Annotated in this window: 18 protein-coding genes; 11 read left to right on the top strand and 7 right to left on the bottom strand. The window is 68.0% G+C overall.

Annotated elements, in window-relative coordinates:
* The first annotated feature begins 50 nt into the window (after nt 1-50).
* Nucleotides 51-179: a hypothetical protein gene (locus AC59JP_RS19405; RefSeq protein ID WP_497327440.1), complete on the top strand. Its 129-nt coding sequence runs from the start codon at nt 51-53 to the stop codon at nt 177-179.
* On the opposite strand, the gene AC59JP_RS19400 is transcribed toward AC59JP_RS19405, so the two are convergent.
* Both AC59JP_RS19400 and AC59JP_RS19395 read right to left on the bottom strand, forming a co-directional pair.
* A complete protein-coding gene (locus tag AC59JP_RS19400) occupies nt 163-1,344 on the bottom strand; it encodes an aminotransferase-like domain-containing protein (RefSeq protein ID WP_497327439.1) in 1,182 nt (393 codons plus the stop codon). The two genes, AC59JP_RS19405 and AC59JP_RS19400, sit on opposite strands and share 17 nt — an antisense overlap.
* A gap of 159 nt (nt 1,345-1,503) precedes the next feature.
* Nucleotides 1,504-2,907 carry an NAD(P)H-quinone dehydrogenase gene (locus AC59JP_RS19395; protein WP_497327438.1) on the bottom strand — a complete coding sequence of 468 codons (1,404 nt, stop codon included), beginning with the start codon at nt 2,905-2,907 and terminating at the stop codon, nt 1,504-1,506.
* A 145-nt stretch (nt 2,908-3,052) separates the two neighbouring features.
* Here AC59JP_RS19395 and AC59JP_RS19390 point away from each other — a divergent pair, with 145 nt between their 5' ends.
* Nucleotides 3,053-3,514: a gamma-glutamylcyclotransferase family protein gene (locus AC59JP_RS19390; protein ID WP_497327437.1), complete on the top strand. Its 462-nt coding sequence runs from the start codon at nt 3,053-3,055 to the stop codon at nt 3,512-3,514.
* A gap of 51 nt (nt 3,515-3,565) precedes the next feature.
* On the opposite strand, the gene AC59JP_RS19385 is transcribed toward AC59JP_RS19390, so the two are convergent.
* Genes AC59JP_RS19385 through AC59JP_RS19375 form a run of 3 tightly spaced genes read right to left on the bottom strand, consistent with a single transcriptional unit; the run spans nt 3,566 to nt 6,662 of the window.
* Nucleotides 3,566-4,738, bottom strand: coding sequence for a M20 family metallopeptidase (locus AC59JP_RS19385; protein ID WP_497327436.1), 1,173 nt, complete (start codon nt 4,736-4,738; stop codon nt 3,566-3,568).
* Nucleotides 4,735-5,922, bottom strand: coding sequence for a M20 family metallopeptidase (locus AC59JP_RS19380; RefSeq protein WP_497327435.1), 1,188 nt, complete (start codon nt 5,920-5,922; stop codon nt 4,735-4,737). The genes AC59JP_RS19385 and AC59JP_RS19380 overlap by 4 nt, the downstream gene beginning before the upstream one ends.
* 38 nt (nt 5,923-5,960) lie before the next feature.
* Nucleotides 5,961-6,662 carry an enoyl-CoA hydratase/isomerase family protein gene (locus AC59JP_RS19375; RefSeq protein WP_497327434.1) on the bottom strand — a complete coding sequence of 234 codons (702 nt, stop codon included), beginning with the start codon at nt 6,660-6,662 and terminating at the stop codon, nt 5,961-5,963.
* Nucleotides 6,663-6,721: 59 nt separating this feature from the next.
* Between AC59JP_RS19375 and AC59JP_RS19370 the strand changes: the two genes are divergently transcribed.
* Both AC59JP_RS19370 and AC59JP_RS19365 read left to right on the top strand, forming a co-directional pair.
* Nucleotides 6,722-7,516: a purine-nucleoside phosphorylase gene (locus tag AC59JP_RS19370; RefSeq protein WP_497327660.1), complete on the top strand. Its 795-nt coding sequence runs from the start codon at nt 6,722-6,724 to the stop codon at nt 7,514-7,516.
* Nucleotides 7,513-9,105: a phospho-sugar mutase gene (locus AC59JP_RS19365; protein ID WP_497327433.1), complete on the top strand. Its 1,593-nt coding sequence runs from the start codon at nt 7,513-7,515 to the stop codon at nt 9,103-9,105. Before AC59JP_RS19370 ends, AC59JP_RS19365 begins: the two co-directional genes overlap by 4 nt.
* Before the next feature lie 16 nt (nt 9,106-9,121).
* On the opposite strand, the gene upp is transcribed toward AC59JP_RS19365, so the two are convergent.
* Nucleotides 9,122-9,745, bottom strand: coding sequence for a uracil phosphoribosyltransferase (gene upp, locus AC59JP_RS19360; RefSeq protein WP_497327432.1), 624 nt, complete (start codon nt 9,743-9,745; stop codon nt 9,122-9,124).
* Nucleotides 9,746-9,838: 93 nt separating this feature from the next.
* Between upp and AC59JP_RS19355 the strand changes: the two genes are divergently transcribed.
* The 5 genes from AC59JP_RS19355 to AC59JP_RS19335 are packed head-to-tail and all read left to right on the top strand — an operon-like array spanning nt 9,839 to nt 13,072.
* A complete protein-coding gene (locus AC59JP_RS19355; protein ID WP_497327431.1) occupies nt 9,839-10,144 on the top strand; it encodes a type VII secretion target in 306 nt (101 codons plus the stop codon).
* Nucleotides 10,141-11,238, top strand: coding sequence for a C40 family peptidase (locus AC59JP_RS19350; protein WP_497327430.1), 1,098 nt, complete (start codon nt 10,141-10,143; stop codon nt 11,236-11,238). The genes AC59JP_RS19355 and AC59JP_RS19350 overlap by 4 nt, the downstream gene beginning before the upstream one ends.
* The gene (locus AC59JP_RS19345; RefSeq protein ID WP_497327429.1) at nt 11,235-11,519 is read left to right on the top strand and encodes a hypothetical protein; all 285 of its coding nucleotides are present in this window, start codon (nt 11,235-11,237) and stop codon (nt 11,517-11,519) included. The genes AC59JP_RS19350 and AC59JP_RS19345 overlap by 4 nt, the downstream gene beginning before the upstream one ends.
* Nucleotides 11,516-11,788 carry a hypothetical protein gene (locus AC59JP_RS19340; RefSeq protein ID WP_497327428.1) on the top strand — a complete coding sequence of 91 codons (273 nt, stop codon included), beginning with the start codon at nt 11,516-11,518 and terminating at the stop codon, nt 11,786-11,788. The genes AC59JP_RS19345 and AC59JP_RS19340 overlap by 4 nt, the downstream gene beginning before the upstream one ends.
* A 15-nt stretch (nt 11,789-11,803) precedes the next feature.
* Nucleotides 11,804-13,072 carry a SatS C-terminal domain-containing protein gene (locus AC59JP_RS19335; protein ID WP_497327427.1) on the top strand — a complete coding sequence of 423 codons (1,269 nt, stop codon included), beginning with the start codon at nt 11,804-11,806 and terminating at the stop codon, nt 13,070-13,072.
* Here AC59JP_RS19335 and AC59JP_RS19330 read toward each other — a convergent pair.
* Entirely contained in the window at nt 13,069-14,172 is a 1,104-nt protein-coding gene (locus AC59JP_RS19330; RefSeq protein WP_497327426.1) for an adenosine deaminase, read from the bottom strand. The genes AC59JP_RS19335 and AC59JP_RS19330 overlap by 4 nt on opposite strands.
* A 175-nt stretch (nt 14,173-14,347) precedes the next feature.
* Here AC59JP_RS19330 and AC59JP_RS19325 point away from each other — a divergent pair, with 175 nt between their 5' ends.
* Nucleotides 14,348-15,862 carry an APC family permease gene (locus AC59JP_RS19325; protein WP_497327425.1) on the top strand — a complete coding sequence of 505 codons (1,515 nt, stop codon included), beginning with the start codon at nt 14,348-14,350 and terminating at the stop codon, nt 15,860-15,862.
* Between the two features lie 23 nt (nt 15,863-15,885).
* Nucleotides 15,886-16,749: a universal stress protein gene (locus tag AC59JP_RS19320; RefSeq protein WP_497327424.1), complete on the top strand. Its 864-nt coding sequence runs from the start codon at nt 15,886-15,888 to the stop codon at nt 16,747-16,749.
* The last annotated feature ends 37 nt before the right edge of the window (nt 16,750-16,786 follow it).

Genomic DNA, 16,786 nt, shown 5'->3' with positions numbered 1-16,786 from the left:
AGCCGCACACAGCACGATGGGTGCCAGACCCACTCACAAAGGATTTCGTCATGGCAACCACGATCGTCACCGTCGGCCTGCTCCTCGTCATGGCCCTGTCGGGATACGTGGCTGCTCGCGCTCCGCGCAATCTCGTACAGACCACCGACGAGGCGCATCGGGTCACGGCGAGACGCTGACACACGCCTCGTGCGCACGGCGAAGCCTGGCGACCGCGTCGACGGCCACCTGCTCGTCCACCGTCGCGAAGCACAACCGGGCCGCACCGCGGAAGGCCGGATCGGATCCGAACGCCGCACCCGGCACATAGGCGACGCCGTGCTGCGTCGCTGTGATGAGCAGCGCCGAAGTGTCCGTGTCGTCGGTGAACGTCGTCCAGACGAACATGCCGCCGGTGGGTTCGTCGAACGTGATCGACGACCCGAACGTCGACGTCAGCGCCCCGGTCAGTGCGCGGCATCGTGATCGGTACGCGCGTCGAAGATCGGCGAGGTGCTTCTTCAACCACACTGTGTCGTCCAGCAACTCGGCCGCCACGATCTGCGTGAGGGACGACCCGCACAGGTCGGCGCCCTGCTTGAACAGTTCCACCGCTGCTGCCACCGGGCGCGGCGCCGTCATCCATCCCACCCGCAGGGTCGGCGCCAGGATCTTCGACGCCGACCCGAGCCGGATCACGCGATCCGAGGCGATCGGATCGGGCGGTGGGGTGTCGAACCAGATCTCCCCGTAAGGGTCGTCCTCGATGATCCAGAATCCGTATCGGTCCGCGAGATCGGCGAGCGTCCGCCGTCGGTCGGCGGACAAGGTCACACCGCGGGGGTTGTGAAAGTTGCTGACGGTGTGCACGATTCGCGGCCGCACTCCCGATGCGAGCACCGCCTCGAGCGCATCGACGTCGGTTCCGTCCGCGTCGACGGGGACAGCGCGGATCTCCGCACCCGCGGCGGCGAAGACCTGCAGCGCACCCGTGTAGGCCGGAGCGTCGACGATCACCACGTCGCCCGGATCGATCAGCACGGTCCCGAGCAGGCTCAGGGCCTGTTGCGATCCGTGCGTGACCACGACCGATTCGATGTGGACCGGTGCGCCGCTGCGCCGGGTTTCGCGTTCGGCGATCACGGTTCGCAGTCTCCGCACACCCGTGGTCTCGGCGTACTGCAGCGCGACTGTTTCCCGGAGCGCGGCCGCGACTGCATCACGAATACGCTTGTGCGGCATCAGGTCCGGAGCCGGTAGACCTCCAGCGAGCGAGATGATGTCGTCACGGGCGGTCAGCGTGAGCAGGTCACGGATCGCCGATCCCTGAACGCGAGTGGTGCGGTGGGCCAGAGGTGGGAGCATGCGGACTCCTGAGAACGAACGGACGAGGAGCGACGTCGCTCGCCCGTCTGTTCACAGGGCGTCACTTCGGTCGAGATGCGCCTGTGGTGGGGCGCATCTCGACTGTACGAGCTTCGGCCACGATGTGAAACTGCAATCTCACATCATGAGATATTGGGATTATCCCAGATCGTCGTGCCGCATCAGCTGACGCGCCGCCTCGGTGATGGACCCGGTCAACGACGGGTAGACGGAGAACGTCTGCGCCAGGTCGCTGACCGACAGATTGTTCTGCACCGCAATGGCAATGGGCAGAATCAGCTCCGACGCGGTCGGTGCCACCACCACTCCGCCGATGACCACACCGGTGGCCGGGCGGCAGAAGATCTTCACGAAGCCGCGGCGCAGGCCCGACATCTTGGCGCGCGGGTTGGTGTTCAGCGGCAACATCACCGTGCGCGCCGGCACCTCGCCGTTGTCGATGGCGGACTGACTGACGCCCACGGTCGCGATCTCGGGTCGAGTGAACACGGCCGACGCCACGGTCTTGAGCTTGATCGGACTCACGCCCTCACCGAGTGCGTGATACATCGCGATGCGCCCCTGCATGGCGGCGACGGACGCGAGCGGGAGCAGTCCCGTGCAGTCGCCCGCGGCGTAGACGCCGGTCACGGAGGTCCGCGACACGCGGTCCACGCGCAGGTACCCACCGCGATCGAGTTCGATGCCGACGCGGTCCAACCCGAGATCGTTCGTGTTGGGGACGGAGCCGACGGTCATCAGCGCGTGCGAACCCTCCACGGTCTGACCGTCCGCCATCTTCACCACGACACCGGTGGCGGTGCGTTCGACGGCGTCGGCGCGCGCGTGCTTGATCAGCGTCACTCCGCGTTCGTTGAACGCATCTTCGAGTACGAGCGCAGCGTCGGCGTCCTCGCCCGGGAGGACGCGATCGCGGCTCGACACCACCGTGACCTTGACGCCCATCTCGGTGTACGCGGAGACGAACTCGGCGCCTGTCACGCCGGATCCGACCACCACGAGATGCGTCGGCAGTTCCTCGAGGTCGTAGAGCTGACGCCAGTTCAGAATGCGCTCGCCGTCCGGCTCCGCGCCGGGGAGCACCCGCGGGCTCGCGCCGGTCGCGATCAGCACCACCTCGGCGTCGAACGTCTCGAGCTCACCCGTCGACAGCTGCGCCTCGATCTTGTGCGCAGCCAGACCAGTCTGCGTGTCGACCAGTCGCGCACGGCCGGACAGCACGGTCACCCCGACGGTCTGCAAGCGCGCCCTAATGTCCGCTGACTGCGACAGCGCGAGCGACTTCACACGCGCGTGAATCTGCGGCAGCGACACCTCGGCCTGCGACGGTTCGAGGTTGATACCCAGGTCGGTGGCGCGGCGCATCTCGGTGCGAATACCCGTCGACGCGATGAACGTCTTCGACGGCACGCAGTCCCACAGGACGCACGCACCTCCGACACCGTCGGAGTCGATCAGCGTGACCGACCCGCCGTGTTGGGCGGCCACGAGCGCGGCTTCGTAGCCCGCCGGTCCGCCACCGATGATCACGATTCGGGTCATTCGTCCTCCGCCTGCGTCTGGGATCGCCAACTGCACGTTTCGTCGGGATACAACGCTATTGCAAGACCCGGTCGTCGCGCACCTCACCCTGATCGATCGCGATCCGAGACCGCCCGAAGCGGGCAGACGGTTTAGGCTGACCGCCGTGCCGATCTACGCCGCTTACGGATCCAACATGCATCCCGAGCAGATGCTCGAACGCTGCCCGCACTCACCGGTCGCGGGAACGGGCTGGCTGCCCGGGTGGCGTCTGACCTTCGGCGGCGGTGACATCGGATGGGAAGGCGCCCTCGCCACCATCGTCGAGGATCCCGCGTCGAAAGTGTTCGTGGTGCTCTACGACGTCCCGCCGGAGGACGAGGAAAGTCTGGACCGGTGGGAAGGCTCCGAGCTCGGCATCCACCGCAAGATCAGGCTGCGCATCGACACCGAAGACGGTCCGGTGCTGGCATGGATGTACGTGCTCGACGCATACGAAGGCGGCTTGCCGTCGGCCCGGTACCTCGGCGTGATGGCCGAAGCAGCCGAGATCGCCGGAGCACCTGCGGATTACGTCCGTGACCTGCGCACCCGCAACAGCCGCAACGTCGGGCCGGGCACGCTGTAACTGAAACCCCCGACCGGCCTCCGGCCTACCCGCTGTAATTTCCGACTGGCCTCAGGCGTCGTCCGAAATACCCAGCGCCAGATTGGTCATCACTCGCACACCGACGGCCAATGCCCGCTCGTCGAGGTCGAACGTGGGCTGATGGATGTCGAGCTGCGGCCCCACCCCGGACCACACCCCCAACCTGGCCATGGCACCAGGCACGTGTTCGAGGTACCACGAGAAGTCCTCACCGCCGCCCGACTGGGCCGTGTCCGCCAACGCGTCCGGTCCGGATGCGCGGATGGCGTTCTCGAAGCGGCGCGTCGCGGCCTCGTCGTTGACGACGGGCGGCACGCCTCGGCGGTAGTTCACCTCGAACTTCACCCCGGTCGGCGCGAGCACCCCGGCCACGATTTCGTGCACCAGCGGTTCGAGCAGCGCCCAGGTCTCGTGATCGCCCGTTCGGACGGTGCCGGTCAGCATGCCCTTCTGGGGGATCGCGTTCGGCGCCTGGCCGGCCACCACAGCGCCCCACACCATCACGGTGCTCGTGCGCGGATCGACTCGTCGGCTGAGCAGTCCCGGGAGGCCGGTGATCACGGTGCCCAGGGCGTAGACGAGGTCCGACGTCAAGTGCGGACGCGAGGTGTGACCGCCCGCAGAATCGAGGCGCAGCTCGACCGTGTCCGCCGCCGACGTGATGGCGCCGACCCTGATGCCGACCTTGCCGACTTCGAGTCGCGGGTCGCAGTGCAGCGCGAAGATCTGTGAGACACCGTCGAGAGCTCCCGCGGCCACGAGGTCGATCGCGCCGCCGGGCATCACTTCCTCGGCCGGCTGGAACAGCAACCGAACTCCCATTGGAAGCTCGGGCAGAGACGCGAGAGCCAGGCCGGTCGCGAGCAGGATCGTGGTGTGGGCGTCGTGGCCGCAGGCGTGGGACACACCGGGCACGGTGGACGCGTAGGACGCGCCGGTGAACTCGTCGAGCGGCAGCGCATCCATGTCGGCGCGCAGACCGATGCGCGGCCCGGCCGGTCCGATATCGCAGATCACGCCCGTCCCGGGGAGTCGACGCGGGGACAAGCCGGCCGCGGCGAGCGTGGCAAAGACGAACTCGGTGGTGGCGAACTCCTGACGCGCCAGTTCGGGATGCGAGTGAATACGCCGGCGCCACGACACCAGATCCGCGCCGTGCGCGTTGATCCACTCGTCCGCCGGGTTTCGGTGCAGCTGACTCATTGCGCCGCCTTTCGTTTCTGCGCGCCCTCGAGCAAACGCTCCCGCTGGGTGGGATCGGTTGCTGCGGAGATCGCGACGTCGATCAGAGCGCGTGCGCCGTCGAGAAGGGCCAGGTCGGCCGACTCGGTCACCGCAGCCGCGGCGAACCCGGGTTGGTGCGTGACCGACCCCTGCGAGTCGAGACCGATCACCGGATGGATCGACGGGATCACGCGCGAGACGTTGCCCATGTCGGTACTGCCGAGAGGTCGGAATGCTTCCTCCTCCGGCGTCAGCGGGGTGCGTCCGAGTGCGCGGACCGCCGCCCGGTACGCGTCGACCAGCCAGGGGTCGGGCGTCAGTTCGGTGTACGTCGGCGAGACGGTCACGATCTCGTGCGTGCATCCCGTGGCGACGGCGCCGGCTTCGAAGCATCCGTGGGCGCGCTCGGTGAGGTTGGCCAAGGACTCCGCGGTCTCGGCACGCAGGTAGTACAGCAGTTCGGTCAAGCCCGGAACGATGTTGGGGGCGACGCCGCCGTTGCCGACGATTCCGTGCACCTGCTGGCCGGGACGCAGGTGCTGGCGTAGCAGTCCGATGCCGACCTGGGCGACGGTCGCGGCATCGGCTGCGTTGATTCCCCATTCCGGTGCCGCCGACGCGTGCGCCTCGCGGCCTGTGTAGCGAACGGCAATGTCGGCCAACGCAAGCGATCGTGCGCCCGCGACGTCGAACGGCCCCGGATGGACCATCAGAGCCGCGCCGACGCCGTCGAACACACCGTGATCGAGCATGACGACCTTGCCGCCGCCGGATTCCTCGGCCGGGGTGCCGAGCACGCGAATCGTGATTCCGAGGTCGTCGGCGACCGACGCGAGCGCGATCCCTGCCCCCACCGCGGACGCCGCAATGATGTTGTGGCCGCACGCATGTCCGATTTCCGGGAGCGCGTCGTACTCCGCGCAGACCGCGACGACCAGGTCACCGGATCCGAAGCGTGCGTCGAACGCGGTGGGAAGGCCCGCCACTCCGCGCTCGACGTCGAAACCCGCCTGGCGCAACAGATCTGCGGTCGCCGCGGAACTGGCGACCTCCTCGAAGGCCAACTCCGGGCGGGCGTGGATGGCGTGCGAGAGCGCCACGAGGTCGGACGCCGACGCGTCCAACCGCGCGGCCGCTCGGCTCTGCACCCCGGTGTTCTGCACGCAGGACAGTCTGTCACCGGCCGTCGACGCAGGCAGAGTCACTGCCCGTTTGCGAACAGTTTCTCCGACGTATTCTGCGCGAGGGCGGCCAACGTCGCGCCGTGGATGCTCCTCTTGATACTGCTCAGGTTGGGCCCACGCGTCGACGTCAGCGCGGCAGCCACGGATACGGCGGTGGCCCGAATTTCCTCCGCCGACGCGGTGGACTCGACGATCCCGGCCTCGACGGCCTCGGCTCCGCCGTAGCGGCGCCCGGTGGTCATCGCCTCCAGTGCCGTCTGCGGCGACAGCCGGGACGTGACCAGCGACGCCATGCCCGGTGTGAACGGCATCTGCAACGACACCTCCGGCAGGCAGAAGTAGCCGCGGTCGGCTCGCATGATGTGGAAGTCGTGGGCGAGCGCGAGCATGGCGCCGGCGCCGAAGGCGTGCCCCTGCACCGCGGCCACGGTGGCCATCGGGAACTGCAAGATGCGGCTGTACACCTCGTGCACGCTGTCGAGATAGGCAGGCAGTGCAGCCAGATCGGAGAACGCGTGATCGGTGTCCAGTCCGTTCGTGTAGAACTTTCCGGCCGCCGTCGTGACCAGCGCTGCCGGCCCTTCGGAGGCCAGCACCTCGTCGAGCAGGGCGTGCACCTGTTCCATCCAGGCCGGGCCGAAACGATTCTCGGGATTGGTCCCGTCGTCGTGGTTGAGCAGGAGGACGAAGACGTCACCGTCGCGTTCGAGGGAAGGCATTCACGGGATGATAGTCGGGCGGCAGATCGCGACTTTCACTACTGTGAGTCGACGTGAGCATTCCTGATCCCACCTCTGCCGCCAACGACGCCGCCGCCTCTCTCGCATCCGCGACGGGGGTGAGCGAACATCCCGTCGCCGTCGTTCTCGGCTCGGGATGGCAAACCGCTGCCGAGCAGTTCGGTGAGCCGGACACCGTCGTGCCCATGTCGTCGCTGCCCGGTTTCGCGCAGCCGTCGGCGCTCGGCCACTCCAACGCGATGTGGTCGGTCACGGTGGGATCGACGAAGGTCCTGATCCTCCTCGGGCGCACCCACGCCTACGAGGGACACGATCTGTCGCGCGTCGTCCACCCCGTCCGCACGGCATGCGCTGCGGGCGCTCGCACGGTGATCCTGACGAACGCGGCCGGCGGAATCCGCGAAGGCATGAGCGTCGGCGACCCGGTTCTCATCAGCGACCATCTCAACCTCACGGCCCGCTCCCCGCTCGTGGGCGCTCAGTTCGTCGACCTGGTCGACGCGTACTCCGCCGATCTGCGCGAGGTCGCCCGCGGCATCGACCCGTCCTTGACGGACGGCGTCTACGCGGGACTGCCCGGCCCGCACTACGAAACGCCGGCCGAGATCCGCATGCTGCGCACGATGGGAGCCGACCTGGTCGGCATGTCGACCGTGCACGAGACGATCGCCGCCCGCGCCGCCGGAGCCCGCGTGCTGGGCATTTCGCTGGTCACCAACCTCGCGGCCGGGATGACCGGCGAGCACCTCGACGCCGACGAGGTCATTGCCGCCGGCGCCGCGTCGGCCGTGCGAATGGGAACCCTGCTGCGCGAACTCGTTCCGCACCTGTGACTCTCGCCGACGACGTCGCCGCCTGGATCGACGGCGACCCGGACCCGCAGACCCGCGCCGAGCTCGCCGCGTTGCCGGACAGCGAACTGACGCAACGCTTCTCCGGCGCTCTCACGTTCGGTACGGCGGGACTTCGCGGTCCTGTCGAAGCGGGCCCGATGGGGATGAACGTCGCCGTCGTCACCCGCACGACGGCGGCACTCGCCGCGTATCTGTCGAACGCGTGCCTCGCCGGCTCGGAGGTCGTGGTCGGACGCGATGCTCGCACCGGATCCGATGCTTTCGCCGTCGCGGCGGCAGAGGTGTTCGCCGCAGCGGGATTTCGCGTCACGCTGCTCCCCCGGCCGCTCCCCACGCCGGTGCTGGCGTTCGCAGTCCGTTCGCGCGGAGCTGCCGCCGGAGTGCAGATCACGGCATCGCACAATCCCGCCGCCGACAACGGGTACAAGGTGTATCTCGACGGCGGCGCGCAGCTGATTTCCCCGGCCGATCGCGAGATCGAAACGCTCATCGCGTCGGTCGGACCCGCGTCGGCCGTCCCGCGCACCGCGGTGACTCCCACCACCGACGACGTCGTCGGCGCCTACCTCGATCGCGTTGCACTGCTTCCGCATTCGTCGAGTACCGTGCGCATCGTTCTGACCGCGATGCACGGGGTCGGGGGCGCCGTGGCACTGGACGCGCTGCGCCGCACCGGGTTCGACGACGTCGTGGTGGTCGAGGAACAGTTCGAACCCGACCCCGCATTTCCGACGGTCACCTTCCCGAACCCCGAGGAGCCCGGCGCCGCGGACCTGTTGCTGGCGTTGGCCGAACGCGCGAAAGCGGACATCGCGATCGCGTTGGATCCCGATGCGGATCGCTGCGCTGTCGGCGTCGAGACGCCCGACGGATGGCGCATGCTGACCGGCGACGAGACAGGATCCCTGCTGACCGAGTGGTCGCTCGGGCGGGCTGCTCCGGATGCACTCGTGGCCAACACCATCGTGTCGTCGACGCTGATGTCGAAACTGGCACCGGCGCGGGGCGCCCGCTACGCCCGCACTCTGACCGGCTTCAAGTGGCTGGTGCGAGCCGGCGACGGACTGGCCTACGCCTACGAAGAGGCGATCGGCCACTGTGTCGATCCGAAGGCGGTCCGGGACAAGGACGGCATCTCGGCGGCCGTGGCTCTGGCGTCCTACGCGTCCGCCCTGAAAGAGTCAGGCCGTGGGTTCGTCGACGTGCTCGACGACCTGGCCGTCGAGTTCGGGCTGCACGCGGGCGCACAGGTCTCCCGCCGAGTCGACGACCTCTCCGACATCGAGGCCATGATGGACCGTCTGCGGACCACGCCGCCGACCGAACTCGCCGGCGTCGCGGTCTCCGTGACCGACCACCTCCTCACCAAGGGCCGGATGCGCACCGATGCAATCGAATTGAGCGGAGACGGACTTCGCGTGATCGTGCGCCCGTCGGGCACCGAGCCCAAGCTCAAGGCATACCTCGAAGTGGTGGTGCCGGTATTTGATCGCTCGTTGCTGCATCAGGCGCGCAGCGATGCCGCATCGCGCCTCGACGAGCTTCGGGAGTTCGCCGAGGCGCTCTGACCGCGGGCGCCCTCGACTACCGGGGGCCGAACTGACGGTCTCCCGCGTCACCGAGACCCGGAACGATGTACGCGTTCTCGTTCAGACCCGCGTCGATGCTCGCCGTCACCAGACGCACGGGGAACCCTGACTTCTCCAGTGCCGCAGCGCCTTCCGGTGCGGCAACCACGCAGATGGCCGTCACGTCGTCGGCGCCGCGCTGGACCAGCAACTCGATCGTGTGCACCATCGAGCCTCCCGTGGCCAGCATCGGGTCCAGTACGTACACCGGGTAGCCGGCCAGGTCGTCCGGCAGCGACTCCATGTACGGCACGGGTTGATGCGTTTCCTCGTCGCGCGCCATGCCGACGAACCCGACGCGTGACTGCGGGATCATCGAACTTGCCTTCTCGACCATGCCGAGGCCGGCACGCAGAACCGGGACCAACAGCGGCGGGTGTGCGATCCGCACTCCGCGCGCGGTGTCGACCGGGGTCCGGACGTCGAACTCCTCGACCGGGGCATCCCGGATGGCCTCGTACACGAGCATCTGCGTCAGTTGGCGCAGCGCGGAGCGAAACGCGGGGTTGTCGGTTCGTTCGTCGCGCATGGTGGTCAGCAGAGCTGCGGCGAGCGGGTGATCGATGACGAGCGTGTCCATGGACCTGAACACTAATTGCTTTCGAGGCGGAACCGTGGGCGTCTGCGCACCGTCCAAGACGATGACACGAGAAACAGTGAGGTCGGAGGGCGAATGATCGAAGTTGCGGTATCGGACGGTCTGGCGGCCGTCGCCGACTCGGCCGCCGAGGTCTCGGGCGTGGTCACCGAGGCCGCGGTCGCCGCGGTCGGCGGCACGGCCGCCCTGGCGGCGACGTTCGGGCTACTCGGAGCCGAGTTCGTCGCGGCGTTCGGTACAGCCGTCGGCGCTCACGGCGCCGCCGCCACCGAACTCGCCGCCGTGTTCGACAGCCTCGCCGCCGCGGTGCGTGATGCCGCTGCGTCGTATCGAGACGGCGACGACGCAGCCGCGCGCTCGCTGGCGAACGGACTCGCATGATCGATCTGCTCAGCGCACCCATCCGAGAACTCGCCGACTCGATCGGATCCGGCACCTGCCCGCCCGGAAGCTCACCGGACGCCCTGCGCGACGCGTCGACCGGGTTGGCGACGGCCGCACGACTGGCCACCGCCACCGCAGGCGCGCTGCAACCGGTGTGGTCCGGAGTAGCGGCCGTCGCAGCCGAACAGGCGATCATGGAAGCGTCGCGGGTGGCCGGTGCGTTGGTGAGCCACGGCGACGAGTTGAACGCTCTACTGGCCCGCGCCGCGGCCAGTGTGCACGCGGGACACGTCGAACTCGTCGGCATCCTCGAGTCGTTCCTGGCCTACGCCGCCGCCGCGATGCCGACGCTGCTGACTCCGGCGGGACAGACTGCGCTCGTCGCCGTCGCTGCGGAACACCTGGGCCGCGCAATGGCGGTCGTCGAACGAGTGAAGGCCGAGCTGGCGGTGCACACCTCCGAAGCGAACGCACTGATGCAGCCTCCGGCCGTTCCCTGCCGAGCCGAAACAGGGCCGGCCGCAACGACACCCGCGTCGAGTGCGCCGGTGCAGGCACTCCGCGACATCGGACAGGCGCTCACCTCTCCCACCTCCACGGCGCCCTCGTCCGTCGCCGGAATCACCGACAGCGCGCCGGACGGCAGTTCCACCCGAGCCGAGGGGCATCGGGCGTACGACCCCCGCACCGGCGGCAAGGGCGTGGAAGTCACACTCCCGGACGGGAGCACCGCGATCGCGCCGAACGACAAGGCCGCGAGCGCCGTGAGATTCGCGCTGGCCCAGCAGGGCACGCCTTACGTGTGGGGCGGCACCACACCGGGGCAGGGTCTCGACTGTAGCGGCCTCACCCAGAGCGCCTACGGCCAAGCTGGACTCGACATTCCGAGGCTTGCCGCGGATCAGGACATCGGCACGCCCGTCGACGCGGAGAATCTCCTACCGGGCGACCTCGCGGTCTGGGACGGGCACGTCGCGATGGTGGTCGGCAACGGTCAGCTCGTCGAGGCGGGCGATCCGGTTCAGGTCAATCCCATCCGAATGTCCAACTCGGGCATGGCGTTTTACGGCTTCTACCGGCCCACCGAATGACGCGCGCACAGGCGTCGACTCCCGACGGCACGGTGCGTGTGCTGGCCACCGAGACCGGCCTGTTGGTCGGCCTGCACCTCGATCGACGCGAGTTGTCCTTCGGCGGTGAGGCTCTCGCGGCCACCATCCTGTCGGTCTGCGCCGACGCCACCGCTGCTGCCGCCGAGCGCCACCGAGCGGCTCTGCTCCGCGACGGTGTGGCCGCCGATGTCGTCGATAGAGTTGCACCCGCGGTAGCGGCGACGCCGCATCGCAGCGAGCGGTGGTCGACGCGGCCGTGAGGGCGGCACGCACGCTCGACGCCATGCACGACTTCCTCGAACGCACCGCGGCCATCCGCGGCGTGGGGGAAGCGGGCTTCGGCGTGCGCGCCGTGGTGGACGGGAGCGGCAGGATGGTCGATCTGTCCATATCCGGCTCGCTGCGCGGCGTCCGCGCCGACCTTCTGGCGGCCGAGGTGGAAGTCGCCGCAGGTCGCGCCGCCGAGCGGGCGTCTGCGGAGCGCGCGGAACTCGTCGCGTTGCTGCACAGTTCGCTCTCAGCGCCCTGAGATAGTCTCTCGGGCATGGCTGGAGACATCGTCCCGATCGAGCTCGGTGTGACCGCCGGCGACCTGGTCACCCTCTGGGCGCCGGAATGGCGCGAAGGTGACGAGGAATGGGAGGCATTCCTCGGTCACGACGAGGAGTTCCACGCATTCCCGACGGTCGCCGAGCTGGCGGGCTTCGTGCGCACCGACACCGAGAACGACCTCGTCGATCACCCCAGTTGGCGTGTGCTGGTCGCGCTTTCTGCGGCCCAGCTCGAGCCGGACGAGGACCATCGTTACGACTTCGTCGGTGTGCCCGAGCTTGCCGCCGGCAGCCCGACGTACGAGACGGTCTCCGAACTGGGCGAAACGCTCGAGATGGCGCGCACCATCGGTGAGGTCTGCGAACTCGACGCCGTCACTCGCTTCTTCAACTCCAACCCGGTCCTCGGAGTCCTGGGTCGCGGGGCGGACACCTTCACCGGACGCGACGGCAAGCAGCTCTGGGATCGCGTCGGGGCCGTCGTGGCCAAGGGCTGGGACGCCGTGCTCGATGCCATCGACACCGTCATCACCTCCCCGACCGTCGAGGCGGAGGCAGTCGCCCTCGCCGAGGCCGAGATCGTCGCGGCTGCCGAGAGCGATCTCGACGTCGACGAGCTGGTCGACGAGGACATCGACACCGACGAGGCGACCGAGGAAGACGAAGACGAGGCCGAGGCCGTCGACGACACCGAGGACGACGAGGAGGAAGCCGAATCCTTCTGGACGTCGGTGGGCGTGGACCCGGTGCGAATCATCACCTCGGACAACACTTTCTACACACTGCGGTGCTACCTCGGTGACGATCCCGTGTTCCTCGGGCGCAGTGGCGCCATCACCGTCTTCACCTCCGAGCGGGCGCTGGCGCGGTATCTCGCCGACGACCACGATCACGACCTCGCTGCGGTGAGCACGTACGAGGAGATTCGGACGGCCGCGGTCGACGGGTCCCTCGAAGTCGAGGTCACCGACGAGAACGTCTACGTTCTGCCGGGCCTGGCCGACGACCTGGCGAAGGGCCCGGACTCGGTCGATGCGGAGCAGCTGGACCTCGCCGTCGAGTTGTTCGCCGACGCAGCTGAATATGCGCGCGACCCGTCCGTGGACCAGGCACTGGCGCCGTCGACCCCTCTCGGGTGGTACGTGTCGTACGTGACCGATCCGGCGGCGGGCCGCATGGCTCCCAGCGCGCCGTTCGAGGCCGAGGCGGTGGCGTGGCGCGCACTCGAGCAGGAGTTCGAGGCGCGCCTGCGCAAGCACTAGCCCACCAGCACGGCGTATCCCGGCTTGACCACGTGATCGATCATCTCGAGGCGTTCGTCGAACGGGAGGAAGGACGACTTCAGCGCGTTGATCGTGAACCGCTGAAGGTCGGTCCATCCGTAGCCGAATGCTTGTGAGAGAGCGTGCATCTCCTTCGTCATCGACGTGTCGCTCATCAACCGATTGTCGGTGTTGACCGTGACCCGGAATCGTAGCCTGGCCAACAGATCGAACGGATGCTCCGCGATCGAGGCGACGGCGCCGGTCTGGACGTTCGAACTGGGGCACAGCTCGAGTGGGATGCGCTTGTCACGAACGTAGGCGGCGAGCAGCCCCAGAGTCGGTGTGCCCTCGGCGTCGACGTCGATGTCGTCGATGATCCGGACGCCGTGTCCGAGTCGGTCCGTGCCGCAGAAGGCGACCGCCTCCTGGATGGACGGCAGCCCGAATGCCTCACCGGCGTGAATGGTGAAGTGCGCGTTGTTCGCTCGCATGTACTCGAACGCGTCGAGGTGACGGCTGGGTGGGAATCCGGCCTCGGCCCCGGCGATGTCGAAGCCCACCACGCCGCGGTCGCGGAACCGGACCGCGAGCTCGGCGATCTCCCGTGAGCGCGCGGCGTGCCGCATGGCGGTGAGCAGACACCCGATGCGAATGTTCTTGCCTCGCACCCGCGCCGCGGACTCCCCCGCTCGAAATCCTTCGAGGGTGTGCTCGATGACCTCGTCGAGGCTCAGTCCCCGTTCCAGGTGCTGTTCGGGGGCGAAGCGCACCTCTGCGTAGACGACCCCGTCGTCCGCCAGGTCCTCCGCGCACTCCTGCGCAACTCGTGAAAGCCCGGTCTCGTCCTGCATCACGGCAACGGTGTGAGCGAACGTCTCGAGGTACCGGACGAGCGAGCCGCTGTCGGCCGCGTCGCGGAACCATCGGCCGAGGGCGTCCGCGTCGGTTTCGGGAAGGCCGTCGTATCCGCAGTTCGCGGCGAGATCCACCACGGTGGCCGGCCGCAGCCCACCGTCGAGATGGTCGTGAAGGAGCGCCTTCGGTGCTCGTGCGATGGACGTCGGATCGAGGGGGGCGGGTCCCGTGGTCGCTTCCATGCTCCGACACTAGTCGCCGGACCCGTCGCTGCGCAGGAAGAGGTTTGTCTGCACCTGCCGCAACCAAAACAGTCGACTTGTTACCCGCATGAAAACAATTCCGTCGCTTCAGCCCCCGATGACAACCGAAACCGTACTATTCTCTGCATTCACCGGATCGATCCTCGGAGTGAACATGAGCAGTGCCGTACCACCGGCGCCCCACGCACCGGGTACCACCAGCAAGGGTTTGAACGCGGGCGCGCTCGGACTCGTGGGCAACGTCGTCATCGGACTCTCCGCAGTCGCTCCGGCCTACAGCCTCGCTGCGACACTCGGTTACGTCGTGCTCGCGGTCGGCGACAAGGCACCGTCGATGTTTCTCGTCGCGTTCGTGCTGATGCTGTTGACCGCCTTCGCCTATCGCGAGTTGGGCCGGGACACACCGGACTGCGGGACCTCGTTCACGTGGGGCACCAAGGCATTCGGGCCGTGGGTCGGCTGGATGGCCGGCTGGGGCCTCGCCGTGTCCGCCATCATCGTGCTCGCCAACGTCGCGGAGATCGCGGCCATCTATCTGTTCGAGTTCCTGGGCTTCGACGGCGCGGCCGACTCGCTGTTCGCGAAGGTGACGCTGGGTTGCTTCTTCATCGTGGCGATGACGTACGTGAGCTTCCGCGGAATCCTGATCAGCGAGCGCATGCAGAACGTCCTGCTGGTGGTGCAGTTCGGCGTGCTCGTGGGAGTGTCCGTGATCGCGCTGTACAAGGTGTTCGCCGGCACGGCGGGGCCGCAGGCCATCACCCCGCAGTGGAGTTGGCTGGTCCCGACCGGGCTGACGATGTCCGACGCCGCGCAGGCGATCATCCTGTGCATCTTCATCTACTGGGGGTGGGACGCCTGCCTGGCCGTCGGCGAGGAGACCAAGGATTCGGAGAAGACGCCGGGCCGGGCGGCCGTCATCACCACACTCATCCTGGTGCTGACGTACGTGCTGGTGGGATACGCGGTCCAGTCGTTCGCCGGGTTCGGTGACACGGGCATCGGACTCAACAATCCGGACAACGTCGACGACGTTCTGACGATCCTCGGCGATCCCGTCGCCGGCTCCATCGCGGCGTCCCTGCTCCTGCTGACCGTCTCGATCTCGGCATTGTCCTCCACCCAGACGACGATCCTGCCGACCGCTCGCGGCACTCTGTCGATGGCGGTGTACGAAGCCATTCCGAAGCGCTTCGCCAGCGTCCACCCGAAGTACATGACCCCCGGATTCGGAACCCTGGTCATGGGCGCTGCCGCATTGATGTTCTACCTCGTGCTGAGCTTCGTCAGTTCCAGTGCACTGCAGGACTCGGTGGCCTCGCTCGGCCTGGCCGTCGCCTTCTACTACGGCATCACCGCGTACGCCTGTGTGTGGTACTTCCGTCGAACGCTCACCTCGTCCGTACGAAACCTGTTCATGCGCGGCATCTTTCCGCTACTCGGTGGCCTGTCGATGACGTGGGCGTTCGTTCAGAGCGCCGTCGACATGATCAAGCCCGACTACGGCTTGACGGCGTACGGACCCATCGGCGGAGTGTTCGTCCTCGGCGTCGGGATGCTGGTACTCGGCATCCCGCTCATGTTGCTGTGCTTCGTCGGCAACAAGGCGTTCTTCCAGGGGAAGACTCTCGACGCGACCACCGAAGTCAAAGTCCCCGACACCTACTGACATCGCTGGAAGGACATCCGAAGATGCACGTCACTGTCGGCTACCTCGCCACTCCCAGCGGCGACGACGGCGTCGCCCTCGCGGCAGCCCTGGCCACCACTCTCGATGCGACGGTCGACGTCGTACTCGTCCTGGCCGGCGACGATCCGCCGATGGAGGGCAGCGGGCCCTACCGCAAAATTCTCGAAGCCAAGGCGGCCGGATGGCTCGACGCCGCCGTCGCGCAATTTCCCCCATCGGTCACCGTCGCCTCGCACACCGTCTACAACGAGTCCTTCGCCGAGGGGCTGATCGAGTTCGCCGAGGGCAACAACTCGGACATGATCGTGCTGGGCGCCGCGGGAGACGGCATCCTCAATCGCCACGCGGTGGGGTCCGTCGCCGGCACCCTCCTGCACGCATCGCCGGTCCCGGTTGCGTTGGCGCCACGCGGTTTCCGCGACCGAGGCGTCACCGAGATCACCGGGCTCACCGTCGCGGTGCCCACACGGACGTCGTCCGCCAACCCACTCCCCTTCGCCATGACCCTGGCGAGCGCCGCAGAGATCCCGCTGCGCCTGATGTCCCTGGTGTCGCTCGAGCCCGGCGGATACGGCCCGGACGGACCGTCGATGTCGACAAGGCAGAAATACGTCGACGCCGCGGGGGACAATCTCGACACCGCGATGCGCGCGCTCCCCGACACCCCCGGCCTCGAATCGATCGTCGCCGACGGATCCACGCTGGAGGACGCGGTGTCCTCGCTCGAGTGGCGCGCCGGCGACATGCTGGCACTCGGGTCGGGCCGGCTCGGTCAGCCGTCGCGAGTGTTCCTCGGCTCGGGCGCCGCAAAGATCCTGAAGGCGACGACGGCGCCGGTCGTGGTGGTGCCGAGGCAGTTCGAGTAGCGGCTCCCGGCACGACTGGTCACGTTCCAGCAGTTCT

Source organism: Rhodococcus sp. 320_ES (assembly GCF_059691855.1).
The sequence above is the reverse complement of the archived record's forward strand: the minus strand, read 5'-3'. Positions and strand labels throughout refer to the sequence as shown.